We start from the raw sequence: 8,052 nt of genomic DNA, 5'->3' as shown, positions 1-8,052 counted from the left end.
ATTTTTTAAAAAAAGACTTCTCGTTAATCTTTGATGCAATGAATGCGGTTACAGGCCCATATGCAAAAAATATTTTTGTTGAAAAAATGGGTCTTGCTCCTGATTGTGTAATGAATGGTAACCCGTTAAAAGATTTTGGAGGTTTACATCCTGATCCTAATCTTACTTACGCATCCCACTTGGCTGATTTAATATTAAATAAAAAATCTTATAATTTTGGTGCTGCATGCGATGGAGATGGAGATAGGAATATGATTTTAGGAAGTGGATGTTTTGTAAATCCTAGTGATAGTCTTGCAGTTATCACTGCTAACACAAAGTGTGTTCCTGGTTATAAAGATGGTATTACAGGTGTGGCACGATCCATGCCAACCAGTTCAGCAGTTGATAATGTTGCACGAGCATTAAATATACCTTGTTTTGAGACACCTACTGGCTGGAAGTTTTTTGGAAATCTTTTAGATTCTAATTTAATTACTTTATGTGGAGAAGAAAGTTTCGGAACAGGTAGTAATCATGTGAGAGAGAAAGATGGACTATGGGCAGTTTTGTATTGGTTACAAGTTTTAGCTGAGAAAAAATGTTCGGTAAGTGATTTGATGCTGAATCATTGGAAACAATTTGGTAGGAATTATTATTCAAGACATGATTATGAGGCAATCCCCTCAAATATTGCTAATCAAATCTTTAATAATCTAACTTCTATGCTCGAAAATTTAAAAGGAAATAGTTTTGCTGGTCATTTAGTTAAAGTTGCAGATAACTTTTCATATTTAGATCCTGTTGATAATTCCATAAGTGAAAATCAAGGTTTAAGATTAGTCCTTGATGATAATTCTCGAGTAATTGTGCGCCTTTCAGGAACTGGAACTAAGGGTGCAACATTAAGACTTTACTTTGAAAAATTTTTTGATCCTAAACAGAATCTTTCGTTAAATCCTCAGACCGCTCTGAAACCTCTTATAGATGATTTAGATGCTTTATTAAACATTTCAAAACTTACTAAAATGGAAACTCCTACAGTAATTACATAGAATTGAAAGTAATGATTTTTTGATTTTATTTATATGCATTCAGAAAATTTATTTACTAATTATTCTCAAATAGAAAATAACGCACCTTTGGCAGATAAATTAAGACCAAAGAATTTGGAAGATTTTTTTGGTCAACAACCAATCCTGAATGAGAATTCGCTTTTAAGAAGTGCAATATTAAACGATAAGATTAGTAATTTTATTTTTTCTGGCCCTCCTGGTGTTGGAAAAACTACTCTAATTGAAATTATTTCTTTTAATACGCGGTCAAAATTAATTAAGTTAAATGCAGTATTATCAAGTGTTAAAGAATTAAGAAATGAAATCGCTAATGCAAAAGATAGATTAATAAATTCAAAAAGAAAAACAATTTTATTTATCGATGAGGTTCATAGATTTACATCAGTTCAGCAAGATGCTTTATTACCTTCAATAGAAAATGGAACTATAACTTTTATTGGTGCTACAACTGAAAATCCTTTCTTTGCTGTTAATAAAGCGCTTGTTAGCAGGTCTCGTATTTTTAAATTAATTCCCTTAGCAGAAAATGATTTGCAGAAAATAGTACAAAAAGTCATTATTCACTATTCAAAACAAAAAGATTCAAAAAAGGTTATTTTAACTCAAGATGCTATTAGTCATTTAATTAAATTTTCTGGCGGAGATGCAAGGACATTAATCAATGCGCTAGAGATGGCCATAGAAACAACTGCTGAAAATGATGCTAAAGAAATCAACATCAATCTATCAATAGCAGAGGATGCACTACAAAAGAAAAATATTGTTTACGATAAAAATGGTCAAAATCATTACGATGTAATAAGTGCCTTTATCAAGTCCATAAGAGGTTCTGATCCAGATGCAACTTTACTCTGGCTTGCGAATATGCTGGAGGCTGGTGAAGATCCTAATTTTATTTTTAGAAGACTACTTATATCTGCCAGTGAAGATATTGGAATAGCTGATCCTAATGCCATAGTAGTTGTACAATCCTGTTGTGATGCTTTTGATAGAGTTGGTTTTCCAGAAGGATTATATTTTTTAACGCAGGCTTCTTTATATTTAGCTATTTCTCCAAAAAGTAATAGTACAAAAAGTATTTTTAAAGCAATCGAAACAATCAAATCTACCAATGCTTTTGATGTTCCACTTCATTTAAAAAATAATTCTAATAGTTATGTTAATCCTCATAATTATCTAGGTAATTGGGTCTTACAAGAATATTTTCCTAAATCTTTAAGAGGTTTAAAAATATGGGAACCAAGTAATAACGGATGGGAAAAAACTCAATATGAAGAACTGCTTAGAAGAAAAGAAAATTAAAAATTTTTCGAACAACAAATAATCTCAGGATTAAAAGTAGTTTTTTCTTTGTAGGCTAAAGCGATATTCCAATTATGAAAGTTAATCTGTGAATAATTTAAATGTATATTTTTCTTCTTATGAATTAACTCATTTGACTTTTCAAAAAATTGCCAATATTTAATGTCTTGAGCTATTTTTCCATGATCCCATTTTATAGCCGCTTCAACAGCACACCATTGATTTAATATCATATTTTTTGTTAAATAATTATTATGGTTTGATTTATTGGTATGAAAAAAATATTTTTTTGCAAATTTTATATGGTTAAAATTTCTATCTATTCTCTCAATATCAATCCCTATTTTGCCTTTATGCCAGACTATAGTAATGGCATCTTTACAATGACTTAAACTGATATTTCCCATGCCAGAGGGTAAACTTGGAGGTTCTCCAGGTTGAGCATTAATTGGAATTTTTAGGGGGTCTAAATCAAAAAGTGTTGAAAGTGATTGTCGCAAATAAGCTCTTGTTTCTAAGAAAATCTTTGATCTTGAATTTGTTAGGTTTTTTGCAGTTTTAATTTCTTCTATAGTTGCGACATCTTGCACACCTTTGATCTCATAAAACCAAATTTTTGGTATTTTATATTCATACTCATTTAATAATTTCAATGGCTCTTAAGGTTGGCGACAAAGCACCAGAATTTAAATTAAAAGATTCTTTTGAAAAAGAAGTTTCTCTTAGTGATTTTAAAGGTAAAAGAATAATACTATATTTTTATCCAAAAGATAATACTCCAGGATGTACTAAAGAAGCATGTAATTTTAAAGAGAATTGGGATTTACTCCAAAAAAATAATATTGTTGTGCTTGGTATTAGTAAAGATAATGCATCCTCTCATCAGAAGTTTATAGAAAAATTTGACTTACCTTTTATTCTTTTAACTGATCCTGAACCTTTCAAAGTTTCTTCTGACTACGATAGCTATGGACTAAAGAAATTCATGGGAAAAGAATATATGGGAATGATGAGAAATACTTTTTTAATTGATAATGAAGGTAACATCGAAAAAATTTACTTAAAGGTAAAAGCAGCAATAATGGCTGATCATATAATTGCAGACCTTGGGTTAAGCTAATTTTTTATGGATAAGTGGTGAATAATCATCCCCTCCATAACTAAATTAGTAGCATTGATAATATTTTCTTTTTTAGTTTTTAGAGATTGTGTGATTAATTGAGAGTCTCCTCCACAAATTATTAAAATATCCTTTTCGGGATTAAATAAACTATTAATCACGCCAGTAAGAGAGTTGATCACTCCTTTTAAGATTGCTTCTTCTGTATTAATTAAAAAATCTTTGATCGGAATATCATATTTTTTGGGAACTTTAAGATTTTTTGTATTTTGTTCCATTGATTTTAATTGTGTAAGAAACCCTGGAAGAAGTTGACCTCCAACAATAGATCCATTTGAATTCAATTTTGTTATTGATAATATTGTTCCAAAATCTGCAATTAGCAAATCTTTTTTGAAAGGGTTTTCAATAATTTTTAAAGCGGCAATACAGGCAAGAGCTCTATCAACTCCAAAATAATCAGGAAGATTTAATAATTGGATATCTTTAGTTTTTATTTCATTTTCTTTTTTCAGTAAAAAATTTGGTAGTTTTCCTACAGAAGCCCAAATTAATTGATCAAGATCTATATTTTCCGGAACTTTTTGCTCTTTTTTGGTATGGAAAAATTTAGATTGATTTTTAGAATATTTAGCCCAATGAAGCCTACTATTGCCTACTAATAAAAAATTTATATCTGAGACCATTCTTCTATGATCAATTTAATTATTTGTGTGTATTCCACATTCCTGTTTAATCCCACCAAATCTTGTATCTCTGCCTTTTGTTTCGATACCATCAGGACTGCTTGAATGCCAATCTCCCACAGAAGAATACCCTTTGCTAAAAAGTGGATGGGCAGGTAAGTTATTCTCTTCCATATAATAAAAAATATCTTTATTTGTCCAATTTAATAAAGGTCTTAAAGATAGTCTTTGACGAATTACGTCTATGAATTTCATTTTGTTTCTATTTTCTGTTTGACTTGATCGAACACCGCTTGCCCAGCAGTATATATTATATTTTTCTAGCCCATTTTCTAAAGGTTTTATCTTTCTTAATTCATGATACTTATCTAAATCGCTCTCTTTATTTGTTTCCCAAAGTTTTCCATATTTAGCCTCCATTCTTGCTGGAGATAATTCACTTTGCAGAACTTTTACTTCTAATGATAAATCTTCAATAAGCTTTTCAGCGTAATGGTATGTTTCTTGAGGTAAGTAACCTGTATCTATCCAAAATATTTTGATTTTTTTTTGGAGACATAATTTACTAACCATATTTAAAAGAACTGATGACTGTATGCCAAAACTTGTTGTAATAGCAAATCGATTATCAAACTTTTCATAACCCCAAGTAAGGATTTCTTGAGGCTTCATATCTACTAGCTCTTGATTATATTTCCTTAAATTAGGTTGAATATCTTTGTGGAAGTTTTCAATCATTCTTCAATTTGATTATGAGTTTAATGTTATTTCGCTTAATTTAAAATTTATTCGTATAGTTTAATAATACATTTACGTATAACAATATTTCGCTAATGAAATCAATACAAAAACCAATAGTAATAGTTGGAGCAGGTTTCGCAGGCATGACATTTGCTTTGACTTTAAAGAATCTAAATCCTTCTTTGCCGATTCTTGTAGTTGATTCTGAAACTAACTTTTTATTTAAACCTTTAATGTACGAAGTTTTAAGTAAAGAAATAAGAAGTTGGGAAGCTTCCCCAAAATTTGCAAATATTTTTTCTGATGCAGGTATAACTTTTTTAAAAAATTGTTTAACCAAGATTTCTTTCAAAGAAAATATTCTTGAATTTAGTGACGAATTAAAATTAAGTTATCAATATCTTGTTATATGTACAGGATCTATTCCAAATAGTTTTTTTATAAAAGGTGTAGATGAAAATTGTTATTTTTTTAATGATATTCACGATTTAAATAAATTAAATTCTTTTTTAAAAAAATCACAAGATACTGAGTTGCATAAAAAGTTATTCATAGTTGGAGGTGGTCCCTCTGGCATCGAGTTGGCATGCAAAATTAAAGATATATTTACAGAAAAATTTGAAATTAATGTAATAGAAAAATCAAACGAAATCCTCAAGAAAAACAAAATTTTTAATAGAGAACAAGCAGAGAAGGCATTAGAAAAAAGAAAAATCAACGTTCTTTTGAATTCCAAAGTTAAAGAAGTCTCAGAAACTAAGATCAGTATTTCTAGTGAGGTTGGAATAACTTCCTTGGATAAAGATATTGTTATTTGGACTGCAGGTGTTAAGCCCAATTTGTCTTACTTAGAAACCAACCAAATAACAAAAAAATTTGGACGAATTTTAGTTAATAATATTTTGCAAATAGAAAACCATAAAAACTGTTTTGCTATTGGTGATATTTCAGTGATTGAAGGAATGGAGGATTTACCCATAACTGCTCAGGTCGCTATGCAGGAAGGAAATCATCTTGCTAATAATTTAGAACTTTTAATTCAAGGAAAAGATCCTTTACCCTTTGAATTTCAAGACAACGGTGAAATGATTAGCTTAGGAATAGGCGAATCTTCAATTTCTGGACTTGGGGTTACTTTATCTGGGAAATTGGCTTTTGAGGCAAGAAGACTTATATATGCTTCCAAGTTGCCTGATATTACAGAAAGCTTAAAATCTGCATCTTCATGGATATTCCAAAAAAAATCTATTTTTAAAAAGTTTCTTAAAAAAGATTATTCGAATTAAACTTTTTTGAAATATTGTTTTTGGGTATATTGAGTTAAATAAGTTTTGTATGAATTTAATTGCAGTAGTTAGTAATAATTTTGATGCGTTTATAACGGTAGTTGTTTTAATAATGTCAATAATTTTGTTTATTAGAAATACAATTGCACCAGAATTGACTGGTTTGTTATGTGTCGGAATATTTATTTCTACTGGGGTTCTTTCTCCTGAAAAAGCTTTAGCTGGATTTGGTAGCCCTTCTTTAATTACTCTTATGGGTTTATTTGCAGTTTCCTCAGCATTATTTAAAAGTGGTGCCTTAGACAGAGTAAGAGAATTAATTTCTTCTGAAAGTATTCGAACTCCAAGGAAATTAATTTCTTTAATAGCTTTTTTGATTGCTCCAATATCTGGAATTGTACCTAATACTCCAGTAGTAGCATCTTTATTACCTTTAATTGAAAGTTGGTGCGAGCGAAGAAATATATCACCATCAAAAGTCTTATTACCGCTTTCTTTTGCTACTTTACTCGGTGGAACTCTGACATTATTAGGTAGCTCAGTAAATCTTCTTGTAAGTGATATTAGTCAACAATTAGGTTATGGAGGTTTGGAATTATTTAGTTTGACTTCAATAGGAATTCCTGTGTGGCTTATAGGTACAACCTATATGATTCTAGTTTCTGACATGCTTTTGCCAGATAGAGGGAGAGATAAGGATTTTATTAAAAATGGTGATATGAATATATATTTTACAGAAGTTACTATTCCCTCTACTTCAGAATTAGTTGGACAATCTGTCAGAAATAGTAGATTGCAAAGACGATTTGACGTTGATGTTCTGGAATTGCAACGAAATGGAAAAGTTATTCTTCCTCCTTTGGCTGATAGAAAGATTGAACCGGATGATAGATTAATAATCCGTGTTACAAGGGCAGACTTATTTAGGCTGCAGCAGGAGCATACTATTCTGTTAGGAGAAAATAAAACATCTTTCGATGGGGCTAATGTTTTCTCAGATGATGAAGGTACTAAGACCTTTGAAGCATTGTTACCAGCTGGTTCTACTTTAGCCGGTGCAAGTTTGAGAGAATTAAGATTTAGGCAACGTCATAATGCAACAGTTTTAGCATTAAGAAGAGGTCAACAAACTGTTCAGGAGAGATTAGGTCAAGCTGTTTTAAGGGCTGGAGATGTTTTATTATTGCAAGCACCGCTAGATTCAATAAGAGGTTTGCAATCTAGTAATGATTTACTTATTTTAGATCAATTCGAAGATGACTTACCATTTTTGATAAAAAAACCTATATCGATTGCAATTGCAATAGGAATGGTGGTTTTGCCTTCGGTTTCTAATATTCCATTAGTAGGTTCAGTCCTTTTGGCAGTGATTGCAATGGTTGCTTGTGGATGTTTAAGACCTGCAGAGATACAAAAATCTATTAGGTTAGACGTTATTTTATTGCTGGGATCTTTATCGTGTTTTAGTGTAGCTATGCAGATAACTGGATTAGCAGATGTAATTGCAGTTAATCTAAACTTTGCCCTTAACGGAATGCCTCTTTATTTTGCACTTGTCGTAATTTTTGTATCTACAGTTATTCTTACGCAATTTATAAGTAATGCTGCATCGGTTGCTTTGATTTTACCTGTTGCTATTGAATTTTCAAATGTTTTAGAAATTTCACCAAGCGCTTTAATAATGCTTGTTTTATTCGGTGCAAGTCAATCTTTCTTGACTCCAATGGGTTATCAAACAAATTTAATGGTTTATGGTCCTGGAAGATATAGATTTTTTGATATCGCAAAATACGGTGCTGGATTAACACTTATAATGTCATTTACTGTGCCAGCATTGATAATTTTAAATTACGGGTAGTATC

General features: G+C 30.6%; 8 protein-coding genes. 5 read left to right on the top strand and 3 right to left on the bottom strand.

Translation table 11 applies throughout. The features are described 5' to 3' along the window. Both EU98_RS03595 and EU98_RS03600 read left to right on the top strand, forming a co-directional pair. Positions 1-1,034, top strand: a 1,034-nt coding sequence (locus EU98_RS03595) for an alpha-D-glucose phosphate-specific phosphoglucomutase (protein WP_032515921.1), incomplete at its 5' end; no start/stop codon positions are given. Between the two features lie 33 nt (positions 1,035-1,067). Then, positions 1,068-2,357 (top strand): AAA family ATPase, encoded by a 1,290-nt coding sequence (locus tag EU98_RS03600; RefSeq protein WP_032515907.1) that lies wholly within the window; start codon positions 1,068-1,070, stop codon positions 2,355-2,357. On the opposite strand, the gene EU98_RS03605 is transcribed toward EU98_RS03600, so the two are convergent. Continuing rightward, positions 2,354-3,010: a 4'-phosphopantetheinyl transferase family protein gene (locus tag EU98_RS03605; RefSeq protein ID WP_032515906.1), complete on the bottom strand. Its 657-nt coding sequence runs from the start codon at positions 3,008-3,010 to the stop codon at positions 2,354-2,356. The two genes, EU98_RS03600 and EU98_RS03605, sit on opposite strands and share 4 nt — an antisense overlap. Between EU98_RS03605 and bcp the strand changes: the two genes are divergently transcribed. Then, positions 3,010-3,477 (top strand): thioredoxin-dependent thiol peroxidase, encoded by a 468-nt coding sequence (gene bcp / locus EU98_RS03610; protein ID WP_032515920.1) that lies wholly within the window; start codon positions 3,010-3,012, stop codon positions 3,475-3,477. The genes EU98_RS03605 and bcp overlap by 1 nt on opposite strands. Here the strand turns inward: bcp and EU98_RS03615 are convergent. Further along, positions 3,474-4,163: a type III pantothenate kinase gene (locus EU98_RS03615; RefSeq protein WP_032515905.1), complete on the bottom strand. Its 690-nt coding sequence runs from the start codon at positions 4,161-4,163 to the stop codon at positions 3,474-3,476. The genes bcp and EU98_RS03615 overlap by 4 nt on opposite strands. Before the next feature lie 15 nt (positions 4,164-4,178). Beyond that, positions 4,179-4,901: a phosphoadenylyl-sulfate reductase gene (locus tag EU98_RS03620; protein WP_032515904.1), complete on the bottom strand. Its 723-nt coding sequence runs from the start codon at positions 4,899-4,901 to the stop codon at positions 4,179-4,181. Positions 4,902-4,996: 95 nt separating this feature from the next. On the opposite strand from EU98_RS03620, the gene EU98_RS03625 reads away from it, so the two are divergent. Further along, complete coding sequence (locus EU98_RS03625) at positions 4,997-6,190, top strand: NAD(P)/FAD-dependent oxidoreductase (protein WP_032515903.1); 1,194 nt, start codon at positions 4,997-4,999, stop codon at positions 6,188-6,190. 49 nt (positions 6,191-6,239) lie between these two features. Next, complete coding sequence (locus EU98_RS03630; protein ID WP_032515902.1) at positions 6,240-8,048, top strand: SLC13 family permease; 1,809 nt, start codon at positions 6,240-6,242, stop codon at positions 8,046-8,048. The last annotated feature ends 4 nt before the right edge of the window (positions 8,049-8,052 follow it).

The organism is Prochlorococcus marinus str. MIT 9314, from assembly GCF_000760035.1.
In the GTDB taxonomy this organism is placed as follows: Bacteria; Cyanobacteriota; Cyanobacteriia; order PCC-6307; family Cyanobiaceae; genus Prochlorococcus_A; species Prochlorococcus_A marinus_B.
Note: the sequence above shows the minus strand (reverse complement) of the source record. Positions and strands in the feature narration are given on the sequence as shown.

Coding starts and splice junctions, on each gene's coding strand:
- EU98_RS03600 (WP_032515907.1), top strand. CDS start 1,068: ATGCATTCAGAAAATTTATTTACTAATTATTCTCAAATAGAAAATAAC.
- bcp (WP_032515920.1), top strand. CDS start 3,010: ATGGCTCTTAAGGTTGGCGACAAAGCACCAGAATTTAAATTAAAAGAT.
- EU98_RS03615 (WP_032515905.1), bottom strand. CDS start 4,163: ATGGTCTCAGATATAAATTTTTTATTAGTAGGCAATAGTAGGCTTCAT.
- EU98_RS03620 (WP_032515904.1), bottom strand. CDS start 4,901: ATGATTGAAAACTTCCACAAAGATATTCAACCTAATTTAAGGAAATAT.
- EU98_RS03625 (WP_032515903.1), top strand. CDS start 4,997: ATGAAATCAATACAAAAACCAATAGTAATAGTTGGAGCAGGTTTCGCA.
- EU98_RS03630 (WP_032515902.1), top strand. CDS start 6,240: ATGAATTTAATTGCAGTAGTTAGTAATAATTTTGATGCGTTTATAACG.